This is a genomic window from Pseudomonas sp. ACM7 (assembly GCF_004136015.1).
Lineage (GTDB): Bacteria > Pseudomonadota > Gammaproteobacteria > Pseudomonadales > Pseudomonadaceae > Aquipseudomonas > Aquipseudomonas frigoris.
Genome location: NZ_CP024866.1, coordinates 6,583,657 through 6,602,560, shown reverse-complemented (window position 1 = coordinate 6,602,560; position 18,904 = coordinate 6,583,657). Strand labels below are relative to the sequence as shown.

The 18,904-nt window shown below is 60.6% G+C and carries 18 protein-coding genes and 1 pseudogene; 7 read left to right on the top strand and 12 right to left on the bottom strand.

What is annotated here, in order from left to right; genetic code table 11:
* From CUN63_RS31830 to CUN63_RS31570, 7 genes and pseudogenes are all read right to left on the bottom strand, one after another.
* A partial coding sequence (locus CUN63_RS31830; RefSeq protein WP_165353302.1) for a hypothetical protein occupies positions 1 to 276 on the bottom strand: 276 nt, incomplete at its 3' end.
* 239 nt (positions 277 to 515) lie between these two features.
* Entirely contained in the window at positions 516 to 1,334 is an 819-nt protein-coding gene (gene dapF / locus CUN63_RS31595) for a diaminopimelate epimerase (protein ID WP_129445028.1), read from the bottom strand.
* Between the two features lie 272 nt (positions 1,335 to 1,606).
* Positions 1,607 to 2,135 (bottom strand): annotated as a pseudogene (locus CUN63_RS31590) (AbrB family transcriptional regulator).
* Between the two features lie 152 nt (positions 2,136 to 2,287).
* Entirely contained in the window at positions 2,288 to 4,543 is a 2,256-nt protein-coding gene (gene katG, locus CUN63_RS31585) for a catalase/peroxidase HPI (protein WP_129445027.1), read from the bottom strand.
* 447 nt (positions 4,544 to 4,990) lie between these two features.
* The gene (scpB, locus tag CUN63_RS31580; protein WP_129445026.1) at positions 4,991 to 5,785 is read right to left on the bottom strand and encodes a methylmalonyl-CoA decarboxylase; all 795 of its coding nucleotides are present in this window, start codon (positions 5,783 to 5,785) and stop codon (positions 4,991 to 4,993) included.
* Complete coding sequence (locus CUN63_RS31575) at positions 5,782 to 7,008, bottom strand: CaiB/BaiF CoA-transferase family protein (RefSeq protein ID WP_129445025.1); 1,227 nt, start codon at positions 7,006 to 7,008, stop codon at positions 5,782 to 5,784. The genes scpB and CUN63_RS31575 overlap by 4 nt, the downstream gene beginning before the upstream one ends.
* A gap of 30 nt (positions 7,009 to 7,038) precedes the next feature.
* Positions 7,039 to 8,331, bottom strand: a complete 1,293-nt coding sequence (locus CUN63_RS31570; protein WP_256657637.1) for an MFS transporter — start codon at positions 8,329 to 8,331, stop codon at positions 7,039 to 7,041.
* A 199-nt stretch (positions 8,332 to 8,530) separates the two neighbouring features.
* Between CUN63_RS31570 and CUN63_RS31565 the strand changes: the two genes are divergently transcribed.
* The 3 genes from CUN63_RS31565 (at position 8,531) to CUN63_RS31555 (ending at position 11,496) form a co-directional block, all read left to right on the top strand.
* Positions 8,531 to 9,463 (top strand): LysR substrate-binding domain-containing protein, encoded by a 933-nt coding sequence (locus CUN63_RS31565; protein ID WP_129445023.1) that lies wholly within the window; start codon positions 8,531 to 8,533, stop codon positions 9,461 to 9,463.
* A gap of 146 nt (positions 9,464 to 9,609) precedes the next feature.
* Positions 9,610 to 10,830 (top strand): helix-turn-helix domain-containing protein, encoded by a 1,221-nt coding sequence (locus tag CUN63_RS31560; RefSeq protein WP_129445022.1) that lies wholly within the window; start codon positions 9,610 to 9,612, stop codon positions 10,828 to 10,830.
* A 36-nt stretch (positions 10,831 to 10,866) separates the two neighbouring features.
* On the top strand, positions 10,867 to 11,496 hold the full coding sequence (locus CUN63_RS31555; protein ID WP_129445021.1) for a PQQ-binding-like beta-propeller repeat protein: 630 nt from the start codon (positions 10,867 to 10,869) through the stop codon (positions 11,494 to 11,496).
* A 16-nt stretch (positions 11,497 to 11,512) separates the two neighbouring features.
* Here the strand turns inward: CUN63_RS31555 and CUN63_RS31550 are convergent, their stop codons facing one another.
* Positions 11,513 to 12,373 carry a CAP domain-containing protein gene (locus CUN63_RS31550; protein ID WP_129445020.1) on the bottom strand — a complete coding sequence of 287 codons (861 nt, stop codon included), beginning with the start codon at positions 12,371 to 12,373 and terminating at the stop codon, positions 11,513 to 11,515.
* Positions 12,374 to 12,546: 173 nt separating this feature from the next.
* Between CUN63_RS31550 and CUN63_RS31545 the strand changes: the two genes are divergently transcribed.
* Positions 12,547 to 12,954, top strand: a complete 408-nt coding sequence (locus tag CUN63_RS31545) for a hypothetical protein (RefSeq protein WP_129445019.1) — start codon at positions 12,547 to 12,549, stop codon at positions 12,952 to 12,954.
* Here the strand turns inward: CUN63_RS31545 and CUN63_RS31540 are convergent.
* Entirely contained in the window at positions 12,902 to 13,792 is an 891-nt protein-coding gene (locus CUN63_RS31540; protein ID WP_129445018.1) for a DMT family transporter, read from the bottom strand. The genes CUN63_RS31545 and CUN63_RS31540 overlap by 53 nt on opposite strands.
* Before the next feature lie 83 nt (positions 13,793 to 13,875).
* On the opposite strand from CUN63_RS31540, the gene CUN63_RS31535 reads away from it, so the two are divergent.
* Positions 13,876 to 15,207: a PLP-dependent aminotransferase family protein gene (locus CUN63_RS31535; protein WP_129445017.1), complete on the top strand. Its 1,332-nt coding sequence runs from the start codon at positions 13,876 to 13,878 to the stop codon at positions 15,205 to 15,207.
* A gap of 237 nt (positions 15,208 to 15,444) precedes the next feature.
* On the opposite strand, the gene CUN63_RS31530 is transcribed toward CUN63_RS31535, so the two are convergent.
* The gene (locus CUN63_RS31530; protein ID WP_129445016.1) at positions 15,445 to 16,233 is read right to left on the bottom strand and encodes an alpha/beta hydrolase; all 789 of its coding nucleotides are present in this window, start codon (positions 16,231 to 16,233) and stop codon (positions 15,445 to 15,447) included.
* A 309-nt stretch (positions 16,234 to 16,542) separates the two neighbouring features.
* Positions 16,543 to 16,836 (bottom strand): hypothetical protein, encoded by a 294-nt coding sequence (locus CUN63_RS32515; RefSeq protein WP_256657771.1) that lies wholly within the window; start codon positions 16,834 to 16,836, stop codon positions 16,543 to 16,545.
* Here CUN63_RS32515 and CUN63_RS31525 point away from each other — a divergent pair.
* Positions 16,835 to 17,653 (top strand): aldo/keto reductase, encoded by an 819-nt coding sequence (locus CUN63_RS31525; protein ID WP_134422838.1) that lies wholly within the window; start codon positions 16,835 to 16,837, stop codon positions 17,651 to 17,653. The genes CUN63_RS32515 and CUN63_RS31525 overlap by 2 nt on opposite strands.
* A gap of 18 nt (positions 17,654 to 17,671) precedes the next feature.
* On the opposite strand, the gene CUN63_RS31520 is transcribed toward CUN63_RS31525, so the two are convergent.
* Positions 17,672 to 18,352 (bottom strand): glutathione S-transferase family protein, encoded by a 681-nt coding sequence (locus tag CUN63_RS31520; RefSeq protein ID WP_129445014.1) that lies wholly within the window; start codon positions 18,350 to 18,352, stop codon positions 17,672 to 17,674.
* Positions 18,353 to 18,499: 147 nt separating this feature from the next.
* On the opposite strand from CUN63_RS31520, the gene CUN63_RS31515 reads away from it, so the two are divergent.
* Complete coding sequence (locus CUN63_RS31515; RefSeq protein ID WP_178082689.1) at positions 18,500 to 18,871, top strand: nuclear transport factor 2 family protein; 372 nt, start codon at positions 18,500 to 18,502, stop codon at positions 18,869 to 18,871.
* Positions 18,872 to 18,904: the final 33 nt, after the last annotated feature.

Here is an 18,904-nt window from a genome sequence, read left to right as displayed (position 1 = left end):
GACGAACAGGGTGGCGCGCTCGGTCAGTTCGACGGGGGCGCTGATGGTGTGTTGATCGACCACGTTGTTGTTGAGCAGCAGCTCGACCTTGTCGCCCAGGTTCTTGTTCGACCAGATCGGGATCTGGACCTTCAGGCCCTGGTCCGGAAAGTTGAGCTGGGCGGCGGCGAGGTTGATGCCCCATTCTTCCGCCGGTGGCCGGGGCTCGAGGGCTCCGGGGATTTCCGGGGCGAGCAGGGCTAGCGGGCTGAGGTTTTTCAGGGCTTGGACGAGCATGGCGGCACTCCGGTCGGTGAAAGGCGATGGAGTGATTTAAGGCCTGGAGCGGGAGGGTTGGCTACTGTCAAAAATAACAGGTTGGCGTAGATTTACGACGAGTGGTCAGTAGAGTGAGCAGCTTCAATAATCGTTTTTGTAGACAGAGGTTTTAAATAATCCAGGCACTTAAAAATAAAGTTCCCTATGTCGTGCCTTGTCGTGAATGATTAACTCCTCCGTTTATCACGATATAGCCGCTATAAAGCTTGCAATGAGCTATCCGTAATCATTCCCGAAAAAGTTGTCTTTACCGGTCCGATGAGAAAGACAGGTCCCACGCCATCCCATTGAACCGTTACGGTTCCTCCATCACATTCAACCTCAACGGAATGGTCTAACAAGCCGCGACGAATTCCGTTAACAGCGGCGCCACAAGAGCAGGAACCTGAACCGAGCGGAATACCACCCGAGCGCTCCCAGATGCGCAACCGAATGTGCTTTCGGTTAATGATCTGGACGAAGTGCACGTTCGTCCTGAGGGGAAATAGGGGATGGGTTTCGATTGTCGGGCCGAGTGTCGCTATATCAAGGGCTGTTAGATCATCCACAAAATAGGTGCAGTGCGGATTTCCCATGCTGCAAGCTGTTGGGTCACCAGCAAGAGGCAAAGCAGCAGTGTCCAGTTCCAGAGCCAGGGGAATATCTGACCAGCTGAAGAGCGGTTCCCCCATGTTGACGGAAATTGCGCCGGTAGAGGTTCGTTCGCAAGGGAGTAGACCACGGTTGGTTCGGAGCGCTATCGAAGTGGTATTTGATTCGCGCATCAGCATATCCGCGGCACCCCGCGTTGCACTGCCACAAACGTCCAGCGTGGAGCCATCTGCATTCCAAAACATCAAACGCGCATCTGCATCATCGCAATCGAGCACCACCGCGAGTTGATTGAATCCGACTCCTCGGTGCCGATCACCCATTCGCCGAGCCAGGGTACTTGTCATTGGATTGGCCGCGTTTCGCGGGTCCACAATAACGAAGTCATCGCCATTGGCGTGCATTTTATGAAAGCTCAGCGGCATAAATAGATCCTGACGGAATTGACGTTTAAAGGCGATTTAGCCCCAATTCGGTGTTCTGATCCGTATTTTCCTGCGCTATCTGCATCTGTAATGCACACAGCCGCCGGCTCACAATGACAGCACGGTCCACAGTCACGTTAGCCACTGCACCGCAAACTCATAATGTAGGAGGCCCAATGGGCAAGATGGCGATTTTCCTGGGTGGATTTTTGGTGTTAACCATTTTGATTGGTGCCCTAGCCACGATCTCTCCCGCTTAGTCCGTTCTGCGATCAAACATCCTCCCGCCAGCGCCGCGCCTGAACGACCAACGCCGGCGCAAAGTGCAGCACGACCATCCGCACCAGATGATGGGTCAGAATGATCACCACGTTCAGCCCGCCACTGAAGGCGACGAGGGCGATGGTCTCGATGGCGCCAGGCATGTAAATCGAACACGGCGGCGAGTGCGCCCGGATACACGGCTAACAGGGAGTCCTTCGGGTTCCATCCCGAGACCTTGAGCAGCCACAAACCGGCCACGGCGCTCTGGACCATCAAGCCCAGCAGCATGAAGCCCAGGCTGGGCAACATGGCGGCCGCCGTTTGGCTGTTCCACGACGTGAACATCAGACCGGTCGCGATCCCCAACACGATTTGCACGTAGCCAAGGCTGAAGGGCAGCGTGGGGGAAAAACGCAAGTTGCTGGCGATCAACGCGGTGGCGAGTATCGAGCCCAGCAACAGGCCATGGGGGAGACCGGCATATTGCAGCGCGGTGCCGACGCCGGTGGCGATCAGCAAACACAGGAGGGTTTTCATGGTGTTGATGAGTCTTCCTTGATTCATGCCGAACCCAACGCTTGCATCCGGGCCACGCACGTTTTCCCATCTAACGGCGTGAAGCGTCAAGTGACAAAAAGCACAACGCCTCCACAGTGGGAGGCGTTGCAGTTTTAGCACTACCGCTTGCGTTACTTAAGGTCGAAGCGATCCAGGTCCATCACTTTGGCCCAGGCGGCTACGAAGTCTTTCACGAACTTCTCCTGCGCATCAGCGGTTGCATAGACTTCCGCCAACGCTCGCAGCTGCGCATTTGAGCCGAAGACAAGGTCGACACGGGTGCCTGTCCACTTCACTTCGCCGGTTTTGCGATCGCGCCCTTCAAACTCCTCGTTAGCGTCCGAAACCGGTTTCCATTCCACGCCCATATCCAACAGGTTTTTGAAGAAGTCGTTGGTCAACGCTTCCGGCTGCTGGGTGAACACACCGTGTCTGGTTTGTCCGACGTTGGTGTTCAGCACGCGCATGCCGCCAATGAGCGCGGTCATTTCTGGCGCGGTGAGGCTCAGCAGTTGCGCCTTGTCGATCAACAGCTGCTCGGCCGCTACGCTGTATCTGCCTTTGAGGTAGTTGCGGAAGCCATCGGCGATGGGTTCGAGGAAGCCGAAAGACTCCACGTCCGTCTGCTCTTGGGAGGCGTCCATCCGTCCTGGTGTGAACGGCACTGTCACGGTTTGACCGGCATTTTTCGCCGCCTGTTCGACGCCGGCGTTACCGGCCAGCACGATCAGGTCTGCCAGCGAGATCTTCTTGCCGCTGTTGTTGAACTCGCTCTGGATACCCTCGAGTTTCGCCAGCACGTTCGCCAATTGCTCAGGCTGGTTGGCCTGCCAGAACTTCTGCGGGGCCAGACGCAGGCGAGCACCGTTGGCGCCGCCGCGTTTGTCGGAGCCGCGGAAGGTCGAAGCCGCCGCCCAAGCCGTTGATACAAGCTGCGAGACGGTCAGGCCCGAGGCGAGGAGTTTGCTCTTGAGTGCGGCGACGTCACTGTCGTTGACCAGGGCATGGTCGACCGCTGGAATCGGGTCTTGCCACAGCAATTCTTCGCTCGGGATTTCCGGGCCAAGGTAGCGGGAGAGGGGACCCATGTCGCGGTGGATCAGCTTGAACCAGGCGCGGGCGAACGCGTCGGCCAACTGGTCTGGATTGGCCAGGAAGCGCCGCGAAATCGGTTCATAGATCGGGTCGAATCGCAGCGACAGGTCGGTGGTCAGCATGGTCGGATTACGACGCTTGGAAGGGTCGTGAGCATCCGGAATGATGCCGGCCCCGGCGCCGTTTTTCGGTATCCACTGGTTCGCACCGGCCGGGCTTTTGCTCAGCTCCCACTCGAAGCCGAACAGGTTTTCCAGATAGTTGTTGCTCCACCGGGTGGGCGTGGTGGTCCAGGTCACTTCCAGGCCGCTGGTGATGGTGTCCGGCCCTTTGCCGGTGCCGAAGCTGTTCTTCCAGCCAAAGCCCTGTGCTTCGAGGCCAGCGGCTTCGGGCTCGGCGCCGACGTTGTCGGCAGGTCCGGCGCCGTGGGTCTTGCCGAAGGCGTGGCCGCCGGCGATCAGTGCCACGGTTTCTTCGTCATTCATTGCCATGCGCGCGAAGGTTTCGCGGATGTCCTTCCCGGCAGCGACCGGGTCGGGGTTGCCTTCCGGGCCTTCCGGATTGACGTAGATCAGGCCCATTTGCACGGCGGCGAGCGGGTTTTCCAGGAAGCGCCCCTGGTCGGTGCGGCTCTCCTCATTTTCCCCCGGCTCAGCAACGAGTGGTCCTTCGCCGGGCTCTTGCATGGGTTCCTTGTGTTTGCCGTAGCGGGTGTCGCCGCCCAGCCATTTGTTTTCCGAGCCCCAGTAGACGTCCTCATCCGGTTCCCAAACGTCCGGACGGCCACCGGAAAAACCAAAGGTCTTGAAGCCCATGGACTCCAGCGCGACGTTGCCGGTAAGGACGATCAGATCTGCCCAGGAAATTTTACGACCGTACTTTTGCTTGATCGGCCAGAGCAGCCGGCGTGCCTTGTCGAGGCTGACGTTGTCCGGCCAACTGTTGAGCGGCGCGAAGCGTTGCTGACCGGAACCGGCGCCACCACGACCGTCACCGGTGCGGTACGTACCGGCGGCGTGCCAGGCCATACGAATGAAGAGTGGCCCGTAGTGACCGAAGTCCGCCGGCCACCAGTCCTGGGAGTCGGTCATCAACGCAGTCAGGTCTCTTTTGACCGCTTCAAAGTCAAGGCTTTTGAATGCTTCGGCGTAGTTGAAACCCTCGTCCATGGGGTCGGACAGGGACGAGTGCTGATGGAGGATCTTCAGATTCAGTTGGTTCGGCCACCAATCGCGGTTTGTCGTGCCACCGCCAGCGGCGCTAATGAACGGGCATTTCGATTCGTTTGCCATGTGTGAGCTACCTTTGGTCGTATTCATCCGGCTATCCGGCCCAGCGTGGGCGTTAAACAGCAACGGGCGAAACCAATGACACAGGCTGCAGGGCCAGCAGTTTGATCAACTGATTGTTTTGATCACACGGGAATTCCGAACAGCGGCAATCGAGTTGCCTGTACGGTGGCCTACGGCAGGTTTAGTCAGGCTTCTGACCCATTCCTATCTCCTTATCAGCTCTTGACCGGCCGGCTTATGGTGCCGGCGCTCGAATAAGGTTAGACCCCAGTTGGGAAGTCAGCTAATAGGGGGAGTATTGGGCTGTGATAGGCAGAGTCTTTTGCTGGTATCAGGGAGTTTTTCTCGGCAACGTTGGGGCCTCATCGCGGGCAACCACGCTCCTGTAGGAGTAGAGCTTGCTCGCGATGAGGCCATCACAAACACAGAAGCTTTCACAGCTGTGTGCTATTTACCGCTAAACATCGCCGGCCTGCGCTCTGCGAAGGCAGTTAGCCCTTCAGTGAAATCGGCGCTTTCGCAGGCCTGTCGCCGCAGTTCCGCAATCTGCTCCATCGCCTGCACGGGCATTGGTTGCAGGTCTTCCAGAATGCGCAATTGTTCCTTCACCGCCGCAATGGCCAGCGGCGCTTTGGCGGCGATGCCTTGGGCCAATTCGAGCGCGGTCGATTCCAGCGCATCGCTGTCGACCAGCCTGTTCACCAAACCAAACCTTTCAGCCCGTTCGGCATCCAGTTTCTGCGCCGTGAAGAACATTTCCTTCAGCACGTGGATCGGCAAATTGTTGAAGAAGCGCAACAACCCGCTGGTGGTGTAGGGCAGGCCGATGTTTGCCGGAGTCATCGCGAAGCTTGCACTGTGGTCGGCAACGACCAGGTCGCAGCTCATGGCCAGGTCGACCGCTCCACCCCAGACCGAGCCGGAAATCAGGGCGATCACCACGCCGGGGTAGGCGCGGATGCGGCGCAATACCTGTTCGAGGGGTTTGCCGTAGGCAATCGGGTCGCGGTCGTGTTGCAGTTCGCGTATGTCGTGGCCGGCGCTCCATACCGGCTGGCCCACTTCGCTGCCGAGTATCACCACGGGGATGCGTTGGGAGGCGAGGGTGGTGAGGCTTTCGTCGAGGGATGCCAGCAACTGCGCGCTGAGGGCGTTGCGGTGGGTGGCGTTGCTGAACACCACCCGCGCGATGCGTTCATCGACGATGTTGACGGTCACGGTGGTGGAGGAGGTCGGGTTCATTGGGCGGTTCCTGTTGATTGTGCGGGCGAATCGTCGGTGTCCTGAAACACGACCTTGGCGGCGAGCAGTGCGTTGATCGATGCGGCATCGAAACCGGCTTCGCGCAGGACTTCGATGGTGTGTTCGCCCAGGAGCGGCGGCGGGCGGCTGGCGGCGCCGTCAGTAGCGCTAAACACCGGTGTCACCACCTGACGCAATGCGCCCAGTGTCGGGTGCGTGAGTGTCTCGGTCAGTTGGCTGTGCAGCACTTGCGGGTCGTCGAACACTTCGTCGAGCGTGTTGATCGGACCGGCGGGTAATCCTGCCTCGACGAACAGCGTGGTCCATTCGAGTTTGCTGCGGGTTCTCAAGCGGCTTTCCAGAATCTCCCGCAACTCGTCACGCCGTTCGACTCGTGCTTCGTTGGTGGCAAATCGCGGGTCATCCGGCAACTCAGGCAAATCGAGCAGCACGCACAAACGCCCCCACATGGCCGAGGTGATCGGCGCCAGATTGAGCGGGCCGTCCAGCGTCTGGAACACGCCATAAGGCGCAATCACCGAATGCGCATTGCCGGTACGACGGGGCACATCACCCAGGCTGAGATAGCGTTGACCGTGCACGCTCAACAGCCCGACCAGGCTGGCCAGCAACGACGTGCTGACGTGTTGGCCTTGCCCGGTCGTCGAGCGCTCCAGCAGGGCCGCCAACACCGCCGTCACCAGCCACATGCCCGAGGTCAAATCGCCGATGGCGGTGCCGGTACGCGTCGGGTCGCCATCGACGAAACCGGTCAGGCTCATCAGTCCCGAATAACCCTGGGCAATCTGGTCGAAACCCGGCCAACTGCTCATCGGCCCGTCCGTGCCAAAGGCGTTGATGCTGCCCATGATCAGTCGCGGATTGCGGGCGCTGAGCACGTCATAGCCCAGGCCCATGCTGTCGAGGGTGCCGGGTTTGAAGTTCTCGATGACGACGTCGGCGTCATCGATCAGGCGCTGGATCGTGGCCAATCCCTGGGGATTGCGGAAGTCGATGCACAGGCCGCGCTTGTTGCGGTTGCACGACAGGTAGTAAGTGCTTACGCCCCGGTCGAACGGGCCCCAGGTGCGGCTCATGTCGCCGGTCGGGCCGGGCTCGACCTTGATCACATCGGCCCCGAGGTCCGCCAGCACCATGGTGCAGAAAGGCCCCGACAGTGCGCGACTCAGATCAACAATCTTCACGCCTTGCAACGCTTGCATAGGGTTCTCCAATGAATGTTCAGGTGCGCGTTATTGCGGCAAGGTTTGATCACGGGTTTCGACGGCAAACGGCAGGATCAGAATGCCGACCACAAAGGCCGCGGCCGTCCAGGCGATGGGCGCGCCGAGCGAGCCGTACCAGTGAATCGCAGCGGCCAGCAGGAAGTTGACGCCCGCGCCGATAAAGCGGCCGACCGAGGCATTGAAGGCGAAGGCCGTGGCGCGGATCCGGGTCGGATACTGCTCGGGCAGCCAGAGCGAGAAAATCGCGAAGTTGCCGCCGAAGAAGCCGAGGAATACCAGCGACACCATGAACAGATGAAGGCCATCGTCCATGTAGAACACCCAGCCGAACGCGACGATGATCGATGCCGCCATGCCGGCGAAATAGATTCCCAGCGCAACCCGTCGACCCAGTCGTTCGGCCAGCCAGGGCGCCACGAGGCAACCCAGAATCGTGCTGAGCGACAGCACCGCCGCACCGATGGAGGCGAGGTGCACCGCGCCGACATGATCGATACCCGCCTGGGTGGCCAGCGTGACGACGGCCGTCGCTTCGTATACCGAGCCGGCCCACAAACCAACGATGGCGACCCCGACCAATAAAGAGCTGGTCAGCGTGCGGCGCCGAAAGGCCGGGGCAAAGATTTCCCACCACGACGCGCGGGTTGCAGGCTTCAACTCGGGGGTTTTGAGGTTGAGCGCAGCGTTGCGCACCTGGCCAGGCTCTTTCACTTTCAGCGCGGTATAGATCGCAATGAACGCCGGGAACAGGCCGCAGAGAAACATCACGCGCCAGCCATAGGTGGCGCCGACGGTGTAGTTCAGCAGCGCGGCAATGAAGAAGCCAAAGTAGTAGCCGGTTTGCAGATAACCCGCGCCCATCTTGCGCCGGTCTTCCGGCCAGCTTTCGGCCACATAGGTGCCGGCGAGTGCCCACTCGCCGCCGACGCCGATCCCGGCGATCAGTCGGAACGCCGCGAGCTGCCAGATGTTCTCCGAGAACGCCGCCGCACCGGTAAACAGCGAGTAGACCAGGATGCTGGCGGCCAGCATCTTCACCCGGCCAAAGCGGTCGGCGAGCGGTCCCCAGATGAACGACATCCCCCAGCCGATCAGAAACAGCCCGAACGTGATCGACCCATACATGGCGATGTTGGTGGCGGTGGGCTCAATGCCCGAGGCGGGCAGCAGTTCGGTCAGGGCAGGAATCAACACCAGGGCGAAGATCACCGAATCCACGCCATCCAGAACCCATCCCACGTAAACCGTCCAGAAACCGCGAATCTGCTCGCGGGTCAGGGGCGTTTTGATGGGCTTCACGCCCGTTGCTGATGCTGTTAATGCTCTAGACATTAAGATCTCCCATTGACCTTGATCAGGCCTATAGAAGCGCTGCTTGCCGGTGACGGCCGTTGGCGCTTCGTTTGTTGTGAGACGAGTCTAGGCGTCGTATCTCATAAGCTTCAAATATGATATTCCTCTGCTTCCATCGGAAAGTTATATGGCTTTGGAGGGATGCATGGACCTGCGCCAGTTGTGGTATTTCATCAAAGTGGTCGAGTGCGGCAACATCACTCGGGCCAGCGAAGCGCTGCATATCGCGCAGCCCGCGATCAGCCAGCAGATGCGTAATCTGGAACTGGACATGGACATGCAACTGCTCGAGCGCAGCGTGCAGGGTGTCGTGCCGACCGCGGCCGGGCAGACGTTGTATCGGCATGCCATCGAACTGCTGCGCCAGGCCGACGGCACCCAGGAACTGCTGCGTCAGGATGCCGAGTTCCCGCAAGGCAAAGTGTCGGTCGGCATGCCGTCTAGTACCGCCCGCATGTTGGCGATTCCGCTCGCGCGCACGATTCGCAGTCGCTATCCGGGCATCAAGCTGGAGTTGATTGATGCACCGAGCGCCGACCTGGGGCGCCTGATCACGGTGGGGCGGGTGGCGCTGGCGGTGAATGTCGATGCGGTCGAAACCCGTGGCATGGCCATGCAGCGGCTGTTCACCGAAACGCTGTACCTGGTGGCATGGCCCGAGTTTTTATTACCGGATGGACCAGTGTCGATCGAGGCGTTGGCGAAGATGCCGCTGGTACTGCCCTGTGCGCCGAACACGATTCGCAGCCGGGTCGAGTCGGCCTTCCAGGAGGCTGGCCTGCACTGTGAGGTTGAGTTCGAGGCCAACTCCACGGACCTGCTGTTCTCGGCTGTCCTGGCCAAACTGGGCGTGACAATCCTGCCGTGGGCGGCCGCCCATGTTGAACTTGAGCAACACAGGCTCAAACTGGCCAGGATCGATCATCGACTGTTTACCCGTGATCTTTCGCTGTGCTGGCATGACACGGTCGTCGAGAGCAACGCGGTGCAAAAGGTCAAAGCGACCATTTTTGAACTGTTCGAGGAATTTGGCCGGCAGTCGGGGTGGGCGGCGGGCAGTGACTTGTGTCGGCTGTGAGGGCCTCATCGCGGGCTTGCCCGCGATGACGGTGGCACAAGCACAGAAAATCCCGGATCAGCCTTCCTTATATTCATCAAGCAGGCGTGAGATAGACTCATCAGCAGGCATCGAACGGTAGGAGTGACAACGGTGGCGGGATTCAGATGGACTCGCTGATCACGGCCGCAGCGCAGGCGCTGGCGGCGGGTGATCCGCTCGGCGCGCTGAACCGGGTCGCGTTGCGCGAGGATGCGCCGGCGCTGGCGTTGCGCGGGATTGCGATGGCGCAACTCGGCGATCTGGTGCGAGCCAAGGCACTGGTGCAGAGGGCCGCGCGGGCCTTCGGGCCGAAGGAGGCCTTGGCTCGGGCGCGGTGTGTGGTCGCCGAGGCCGAGATCGCGCTCGCCTCCCGGGAGTTGGGCTGGCCGGTGAAGGCACTCGAGTCGGCGCGGGTGACGCTTGAGACGCACGGCGATCGAGTGAACGCCGCTCATGCGCGGTATCTGCAGATACGGCGTTTGCTGCTGATCGGGCATCTCGCAGAGGCCGACGTGCTGCTCGCCGAGCTGGACCCCCCGCCATTGCCGCCGGCATTGCGCGCCGCCCACGAACTGGTCGTGGCCGGGATCGCGATGCGACGACTCGAGACGAACAAGGCGCGGTCTGCACTCACAAGGGCCGAGCACGCAGCGCGCGACGCCGATATTCCTGCGCTGACGGCCGAGGTGGAAAACGCTGCCCTTGTCCTGGACACGCCCGTCGCGCGTTTGATTGCCTATGGCGAAGAACGGCCGCTGTTGCTGGAGGAGGTTGAAGCGTTATTCGCGTCCACGTCGATGGTCGTGGACGCCTGTCGCTACGTGGTGCGTGGCGCCGGCATGTCGGTCTCCCTCGCCACACGCCCGGTCCTGTTTGCCCTCGCACGGGCACTGGCCGAAGCGTGGCCGGCCGACGTGTCGAGGGAAACGCTGATTACCCAGGCCTTTCGTTTGAAGCACGCCGATGAGTCCCTTCGCGCGCGGTTGAGAGTCGAAGTCGGACGACTGCGCGCGGCGCTGAAACCCTTGGCCGGCGTCACTGCAACCCAACGTGGTTTTGCGCTGGTGTCGCTGGTTGCCTCTGACGTTGTGGTGCTGGCGCAACACGTCGAAGAGAAGCACGGGTCGGTGTTCGCTTTCCTCGTCGACGGTGAGTCGTGGTCGAGCTCGGCCCTGGCACTGGCCCTCGGTGCCAGCCAGCGGACGGTGCAACGGGCACTCGAGGAACTGGCCCGCGCGGGCAAGGTGCAGTCGTTCGGTCGCGGTCGGGCACGTCGCTGGATGACTCCGCCGGTGCCGGGTTTCGCGACGACCTTGTTACTCCCGGTTCCGTTGCCGGGTGACTAGGATGAACGCCACCCACCCGTAACTAGGAATGCCAACATGAAACAGTCAGCAGCCCAAATCCTTCGTGAATATGGACCCTTTGCCGGTGTCGACAAGGTGCATGGCGTCACCTGGGACGGCCAGCACGTGTGGTTTGCCACCGGCGACAAACTCAACGCCCTGGACCCTGAAAGTGGCAAGACACTGCGTTCAATCGATGTCGCCGCCCATGCCGGCACCGCCTTCGATGGCCAGCACCTGTTCCAGATCGCCGAGGATCGCATCCAGAAAATTGACCCGCAGACCGGTAGTGTACTCGCGACTATCCCGGCACCTGGCGGCAGTGACTCAGGGCTGACGTGGGCGGAAGGCACGTTGTGGGTCGGCGAGTATCGGGATCGCAAGATTCATCAGATCGATCCCGAGACCGGCGCGATTCTGCGCACCCTCGAATCCAACCGCTTTGTCACCGGGGTGACCTGGGTCGAAGGTCAGCTGTGGCATGGCACCTGGGAAGAAGACGAGAGTGAGCTACGCCATATCGATTCGACCACCGGCGAGGTGTTGGAGAGCGTGAAGCTGCCGGCGGGCGTCGGCGTATCGGGGCTTGAATCGGACGGCGGCGATCAGTTTTTCTGCGGCGGCGGTGGCAGCGGAAAGGTGAGGGCGCTGCGGCGCCCTAAATAAGGCGCCGCTCAATCACTCAACGCGCCCCAAACAACATCGTCCAATAAACCCCCTCATCACTGCGCGCGTCCGCCGCATAGGCTGCACCCATCTGAGTAAACATCGGATTCATCAGGTTGGCGCAATGCCCCGGGCTGGCCAGCCAGCCCGACATGGCCTTGCTCGGTGAGCCCTGGCCGGCAGCGATGTTCTCGCCGATCTGCCGGCCACGGAAACCAGCGGCTCGCGCCCGGTCCGCGGGCATGTCACCGTCGGGGTCCTGGTGGGCGAAGTAGTTGCCGTAGGCCATCGCCTTGCTATGCCCTTGCGCCGCAGCGCCCAGGGCTGCGTTCCAGGTCAATGGCCGTGCGGCGGCGAAGCGCTGACGACCGCAGAGCCGCGGCTTTGAGCGTGCCGCATTGACCTGTGCCAGCAACGCTTTGCTGACGGCTCGCGAATCACCCACGCGACTGTCCAGCACGGGCTGCGCCAGCACCACCTGCCACTCACTTCGGGCGCGACTGACGCCAATGTCGGCGTATTGGGTATCGAGCAGCGCCCCGCAGTAATCACTCTGGAGCATGTCGAAGGCCTCATCGGCATCCTGCGCACCGACCACGCGAATCGTGCGCACGGTCACTGCCTGATAGCCGGACGCTTTCAATCGATCGCGCAAACCGCCGCCATAGCCGATCGGCAAGGCCAGGTTCGACTTCAACGCCAGCGGCGATAACGCTCGACCCGCACGCCCCGAGCAGCGATCGGGGTGAGCGCGGTAGTCGTTGATGGCTTCCACCAACTGCCTTTCGGCACCGGCATGGACGGGGTTGGCGAACAGGGAAAACAGAGGAATGAAACAGAGCGAGGCAACGCGAACGGACAGGCGGGTTTGGCGCATGGATGAATAGCTCTGAGCGGGCAAGTGGAATTCACGGCTCGGCTATGACTGGCGCTTCAACACAAGGTTCATGGGCGAAAGAGACATATTTGCGCTGGGTGCAGTGCGTCCGCCAAAGAGGACAGGGAGGTATCGTATGATGGCTTCTTTTTACCCGTCACAAGGATCCACCCATGCCGTTAAGCAAACGCGATCAGGCGCACATCGAGCGTCGCCTGATTGCCACCCTGACCGAGGCGTGTGAGACGGCCAAAGTGGACATCCTCGGGTTCTGCTGGCTGACCCACGAGATCGATTACGACCTGTTTCCCTCCAGTCTGCGGGTCATCTGGGTCTTCGATACGCAGGCCAACAAGGATCAGGCGCTGGCCAGTGGGCAGGGCGAGCGCATGGTCGAGTTGACCGCCAATGCGTTAAACGAAGCGGACGTTCTCGTCAGCCCAATATCGGCCCATGTGCAGTTCGATTCTGAAGAAGCCTGCCAGCGCGCCAATGGCGGAAACTGGCAGCAACGCTTGTCGCGCTCGCTTACTTCGAAAACTTTCGCGCCCCGGCCACGCAAAGGATCACCGCGACGGTAACCCCCAGCATGCCGATGCTGACGTGCTCGTGAAGCAGGGTGGCCGCCAGCGCCAAACCAAAAAATGGCTGCAGCAGTTGCAGCTGGCCGACGGCAGCAATCCCCCCTTGGGCCAACCCGCGGTACCAGAATACGAAACCGATCAGCATGCTGAAGATCGATACGTACGCCAGGCTGAGCCACGCGGATGGGGTGATTCCCGAGAACGAAGCCGGGGCCATGAGCCAGGTCAGCGGGACCATGACGGGCAGCGACAGCAGCAACGCCCAAGAGATGACCTGCCAGCCTCCCAGGGTTCTTGAAAGCTTTGCGCCTTCGGCATAACCCAGCCCGCAGGCGAGGATGGCCAGCAGCATGAGAATGTCGCCGGTCGGCGAAGCGGTCAGGCCTTGAGAGATGGCAAATCCCACGACCAACGCGCTGCCCAGCACCGAGAAGAACCAGAACACCGGTCGCGGACGTTCCCCTCCGCGCAATACGCCGAACACCGCAGTGGAGAGTGGCAACAAGCCAACGAAGACGATGGAATGCGCCGACGTCACGTACTGAAGCGCCAGCGCCGTCAGCAGCGGAAATCCTACTACAACGCCCATTGCCACGATCGCCAAGGGCAAAAGCTGACGCTTGGCAGGACGTTTTTCTTTAAACAGCACCAGCATGCAAAGCGCCAGAAGCCCGGCAATCGCCGCTCGGGCAACGGTCAGGAAAACCGGGTCGAATTCCAGCACGGCCAACCGTGTGGCCGGCAGCGAGCCGCTGAAAATCAGCACGCCGATAAATCCGTTGAGCCATCCGCTCGCGGTCTTTTCCGTCATTGGGTTTTGCAGGGTCCGTTCCATTTGAGGGCACTCTGAATTTGCAGAGTTCCATCGTATGATCGACGATCAGTACAATCAAAAAATCGTCATGGATACATTTCGACATGCCTCGCTCACGGTACAAGTCATTAGTGGATGCTTTGGCGGCTGACATCCGGTCTGGCCGGTTGTTGCCGGGCACGCGCTTGCCGACGCATCGCCAACTGGCGGCCACAGAAGGGTTGGCGCTGGTGACCGCCAGTCGGGTCTACGCTGAGCTCGAAGCCATGGGTCTGGTCAGCGGCGAGACGGGGCGAGGCACGTTCGTGCGGGAAACGTCGTTGCCGCCGGGCTTGGGTATCGACCAGAAAAACGTCGCAGTGGGCATGACCGACCTCAACTTCAACTATCCCTCGCTGCCAGGGCAGGCAGAGCTCTTGCGAAATGCACTGCGCCAGCTCGCCTCGGGCGGAGATCTGGAATCCCTGTTGCGCTACCAGCCACACGCCGGGCGTCTGCATGAGCGTGCTTCTGTTGCACGCCACTTACTCGCCCGAGGGCTGACGGTGGATGCCGAGCAAGTGTTAATGGTCAGTGGCGCCCAGCATGGGCTGGCCGTGACGATGATGGCCCTGCTGCAACCCGGTGATGTGATTGCAGCGGATGCGCTGACCTATTCAGGATTCATCGTGCTGGCCGAAGCCTTGCACCTTGAAATCGTGCCCATTCCCGTGACCGAACAGGGACCTGATCTGAAGGCGCTGGATAGTCTGTGCCGGAGTCGCCGCGTGCGGGCGGTGTACACGATGCCGACGCTGCACAATCCACTGGGATGGGTGATGAGTGCCGATCAGCGCGAGTCGCTGGTCACGATTGCGCGCAGGCATGACTTGCTCATCATCGAGGACGCCGCCTATGCCTTCCTTGCCGAGAACCCGCCGGCACCGATAGCGCAACTCGCCCCCGAGCGGACCGTGTACGTTTCAGGGCTCTCCAAGAGTGTGGCCACTGGGCTGCGCGTAGGCTTCGTCGCAGCCCCGACCGAAAAAGTGCCCGCGCTGGAGCGAACGATCAGGGCGACCACCTGGAATACCCCGGGCGTGCTGACGGCGATCGCGAGCACGTGGCTCGACGATGGCACCGTCATGCAACTGGAAGCTGAAAAACGCCAGGATGCGCAAGCCAGGCAAACCATGGCCGCAGAAGTGCTGGCGGGCCTTCCGTGCATTCGCCATCCGTCGTCCTATTTTCTTTGGCTGCCATTGTCTGAAGATGCGAGGGCAGACCAGATCGCCGCGGCGTTGCTGCGTGAAAAAGTGGCGGTTTCAACCGCCGAGCCTTTCGCCACGTCTGCTCATGTACCGCATGCGATTCGCTTGGCGCTGGGGTCGGCAGAGATGGGCGCACTGCGTGAGGCGCTTGAAAAAGTGAAGTGGGTGATTGGTGCTTATTCATAGTTCGAAGTCGCCCATCAGCCTGCCGGGAATGGACCGCGAAACGGCCCGGGCGCACCGAAAAGGGCGGCCACTTCGCGGCCTGGGAACGGCCGCAGCTTTTTACCGAGGAACTTCGCACGGCGTTCCGATTGCTGCCCTAAGTCGCAAGGCGCCCACCTTGCAGAAACATTTGTCTTCGCGCGGAGTGCCGCTGCGGCGCTAGTCGAACACCGGTATCGGCGCGGCGGGCACCGCCACTTACAAACCACCCCCCAACACCTTGAGGTACTCGGGGCTCTCGGATATTGAGTTATGCCCCGTACCCGGAATGACCTTCAGCGACGCCACCCCGTTGGCGAAATGCGTGAAGAGCCGCTCGGTGCTGGAACGCGGTATCACTTCGTCGTGCTCCGCCGCGATCAAGAGCGTCGGCACCGTGATGTGGGCGGCGTACTTCCAGGATTCAAAGGTGTCCTTGAGCAACCATTTCACCGGGAAGATGGGGAACTGCCGGGCGGCGAGTTCTAAAACACTGTTGTAGGGCGTGATCAGCACCAGACGCGCCGCCGGGCGTTGGCTGGCGAGGCGCACGGCGACGCCCGAGCCCAGGCTGCGACCGACCACCGTAATGTGTGGATGGGTGGCGTAGACCAAGTCAAACAAGGTCATGGCGTCGCGCGAAATCATCTCCTCGGAGGGCGATCCGGAACTGCCACCGTAGCCTCTGTAGTGCAGCAAGTAGAGGGCACGATCGGCAAAGGCTTTGGAAAACGAAGGCAGGCTCCGGGAGACATCCTCGGCATTGCCACCGAAATAGATCAATGCATTGGGCCCCTCGTGCGGTCGGACGGAGACCAGCACCTGCGCGTCGTCGACTGTCAGCGTGAGCAGAGTTGCCGAGGTGCCGACAGCGCGGGGTTGCGGGAAGTAGATGAGGGCGCGCTGGAAGATGAACAGCGCAGCGCAGAGCGCCAGATACACAACGGCGATGATGACGACGATTGACACCAGGATTCGTGGCATTCGGCTAACTTTAGTGGGCGGCATTGACGGCTCTGGCCTGAAGACGGCTCTCGCTTGATCGCTGTCAGAGTGTAGTAGACCGATAGCGCGACGCACCGGGAGGGCCGCCATGCCCATCGTTGGAAAGAGTGGCGCTGAGGCTAATGCCGATCAGTTAAGCCAAAACGCGATCCGTAGCAGCTGGCGAAGCCTGCGTTCGGCTGCGAAGCAGTCGTGAAATCAGACGATGCGGTGTTTCAGGAAGACCGCAAACTCGGGTTTTACGACTGCTGCGCAGCCGAACGCAGGCTTCGCCAGCTGCTACGGATTGTGTCGTTCCTTAACTGATTGGCATTAGGCGCTGAGGCTGGGCTTTGCCTTCCATTTCTGCGTGCTGGTGCTGTTGGAGATTGCGGTGCTTGTGTCGCCGGTAGCTATGCTGACGTGGCGAGCCTCGTGCGTCCGGCGCGAGAAGTGCTGTGGACCGTGGCTGACAGCAAAAATGTGGAAGGGCAATTCCATGAGCCACACTGATGGGTACTCGCGTCGAAAAATACTCACGCTGGCTGCCGGTGCTTCGGCGGTTTTCACCTTCGATCCGGCTTTTGCAGCATCCGCGCCGTCGACCGAAACAGGAGGCAAGAACATGCTGACCCGGGCCATTCCATCCAGCGCCGAACTCTTACCGATCGTCGGGCTGGGTACGTATCGCGGTTTTGATGTCGAGCCTTCAAGTCCCGCTTACAAGCAGTTGCCCGCTGTGCTGCGCGCGTTGTTCGAGAAGGGCGGGAAGGTGATCGACAGTTCGCCGATGTACGGTCGCGCCGAACAGACGACCGGTGAACTGCTGTCGATTCATGAACCGCGCTCGCCGGCGTTTCTGACCACCAAGGTGTGGACCCGTGGCCGCCAAGAAGGCATCGCGCAGATGGAACAGTCCTTCAAACTGCTGCAGACCGACCGGATCGACCTGATGCAGATACACAACCTGCTGGACTGGAAAACCCATTTGCCGACCTTACGCAAATGGAAGGAGGAAGGGCGCATTCGTTACATCGGCATCACCCATTACACGGCGTCGGCGTATGACGAAGTGGAAGCGGTGCTCAAGGCTGAGCCATTGGACTTTTTGCAGATCAACTATGCCCTGGACGATCGCGGCGTCGAGAAGCGCATTCTGCCGCTGTGTCGCGAGCGGGGCGTGGCGGTGATCTGCAATCGGCCCTTCGGCGGCGGTGATTTGCTCGCCCGCTTGAAGGACAAACCGTTACCGCGCTGGGCCGCGGATGTGAGGGTCAATAGCTGGGCGCAACTGGCGCTCAAGTTCCTGCTGACGCATTCGGCGGTGACTTGCGTGATCCCCGGCACCGGCAACCCGCGTTATATGGCAGAAAATGCCGGTGCAGGTTTCGGTCCGATGCTGACGGGGGCGCAGCGCGAGCAGTTGATTGACGTGGTGGGGTAGGCGAACTTTCGAGGCCTGTCAGGTGTTGTCCGGTGTCTGGCGAAATCGCTCCGGGATGGCCTCCGCAAATGGATAAAACGAAAACCATGGCCTGGCTTCGTCGATGACCCGCTTGACGGACGGTCTGCTCATCAGCCTGTCGAAATAGGCTTTCAAGTGACCGTAGTCGTTGGGAAACGGCTCGAGCGTACTGGCATAGAAAAGTGCCGGGGCCGCGGCGCAATCGGCCAGGCTGAAATCTGCACTGGCGAGCCAGATTCTGGAGGCCAATTGGTGGTCGAGCATGCCGTACGTCGTCCGCAGTGTGGAACGTTCTCTGCTCAAATCGCCGTGAGCGCCGCGTAGGCGATCAAGCACAATCTGTTGCAGCGGCGCCTGTAGATAGTGGTCGCACACACGGTCCCACAAGCGGACTTCCAGTGCGGTGTCCCAATCGTTGGGAACGAGCGGATGTTCACCTGGATAAAATCGGTCCAGGTATTCGATGATGATCGTGGTCTCTGCCACGTTGCGCTGGCCAGCGTGGTCGCGGATGACCGGGAACTTGCCGAGCGGCCACAGCGCTTGCAGCTCTGCTCTGTCTGCATCGTTGGCGAGATCGATGATCCGCTTCTCGAATTCGACAGCGTTTTCATAGAGCGCGATGAGCACTTTGTGGCAGAACGACGACAGCGGATGGTAGTAAAGAGTCAGCGACATCTCTCAGCTCCTCGAAAGGCAAGTGACCCCCATCATCATAGTCGTCGTCGGGGACTGTTAAGTACGCGGTGCTAGACTTTCAGGGTGGGATGGACGATCGAACAACCTGATCCGGCGGTGCGATGGTGAGAACGCTGGAGGTATGACATGACGACTCAACTGCTGGCTAAAGAACACATCAACGTGGTGGTCCGCAATTATGTAGAAGGCATGGTGTTCGCTGATGAAGCCTTGCTGCGACAGGCCTTTCATCCTTCTTGCCGCATCATTGGCCATTACGAAGAAAAGCTTGAATGGGCATCCCTGGAGGAATTTATCAGCGCGATCAAGGCCGAGGGGCCGGCAGCCAAAGAAGTCAAACCGTTTTGGGAAGTACTCAGCGTCGATGTCACGGGTGATGCCGCCGCGGTAAAAGTCACTGATGAGTATCTCGGCATGCGATTTACCGATTATCTGTCGCTACTGAACATCAATTACCGCTGGATGATTGTGAACAAGCTGTATTACCTGAACGAATAGCGCGTGAGCCCGGGAGCCAAAAGGCTCCCGGGC